The sequence below is a fragment of the Neisseria sp. P0009.S007 genome, from assembly GCF_051962515.1.
In genome coordinates, this window is record NZ_JBQCVF010000565.1 from 1 (window position 1) to 987 (window position 987).

Consider the following 987-nt stretch of genomic DNA (forward strand, 5'->3'; position numbering starts at 1 on the left):
GTTTACTGTCCGTTTCCGCACAAGAACAAAGCACCGGTGTACAGGCACAAATCGAAGTCAAACCTTCCTACGGCTTGAACGACAGCACCATCACCCAAATGCTCAAAGACAGCATGAGCAACGCTGCCGAAGACATGGCAGCCCGCGCCCGAGCCGAAGCCGTAGTCGAAGCCGAAAGCCTGACCGACGCCGTCAACGCTGCTCTTGAATTGGATAGCGATTTATTGGAAGCTGAAGAATTGCAACAGATTCAACAAGACATCGCCAACTTGCAAGGCCATCTGAAAGACGGCAAAGCCGAAGACATCCGTGCCGCCGTTGCCAAACTCAGCCACAGCACCGACAACTTCGCCGCCAAGCGCATGAACCGCAACATCCAACGCGCGTTAACAGGGCAAAGCGTTGATAATATTTGATGCCTAAACAGTTTCAGACGGCCTCGGAAGATACAAAGGTCGTTTATCTAAATATCCAAAAACTGAAACGATTTCTTTTATGCGACTCTGGCACCAAACCCTTATCCCCCTACTCCCCCGCGCCCAGCTTTTGGGGCAACACCGCGAATGCGCTGCTTTACGCGGAGCGGGCTGGGGCAGGCCGCATGCGACGGTTAATTACGTTTTTACCCACTCACCCTACAAACTCTACCTGTATCACGTATTGATTATGGAAGAGATGGAAAAGCGCGGTTACAAACCGGATGTTTTATGGAAAGACCCACTATATCGCGGCAAAGCCGTTGCCCCATACCATTCACACGCGATTGAAGCATCTACTTCGCCGATTTATGCCGAACATGATGATGCTTATCTAGACGAATGTCTGGAAAATTTAAGAAGTAAAGGCATCATGTTATAAACCCATTTTTCAGACGGCCTGAATATTGAATACCCAAGGCCGCCTGAAGCCGCTTTAACCACAACCACTCTTAAACAACCGAGACAATAAAAATGCCAAAAATTACCGTACTCCCACACGCGACATTAT

At 49.2% G+C, this 987-nt stretch carries 2 protein-coding genes; both read left to right on the forward strand.

What is annotated here, in order from left to right:
- A partial coding sequence (locus tag ACTHS3_RS14825) for an Hsp70 family protein (RefSeq protein ID WP_440368350.1) occupies positions 1–416 on the forward strand: 416 nt, incomplete at its 5' end.
- A gap of 79 nt (positions 417–495) precedes the next feature.
- Positions 496–858, forward strand: coding sequence for a TIGR02328 family protein (locus ACTHS3_RS14830; RefSeq protein ID WP_004519250.1), 363 nt, complete (start codon positions 496–498; stop codon positions 856–858).
- Positions 859–987 lie beyond the last annotated feature (129 nt).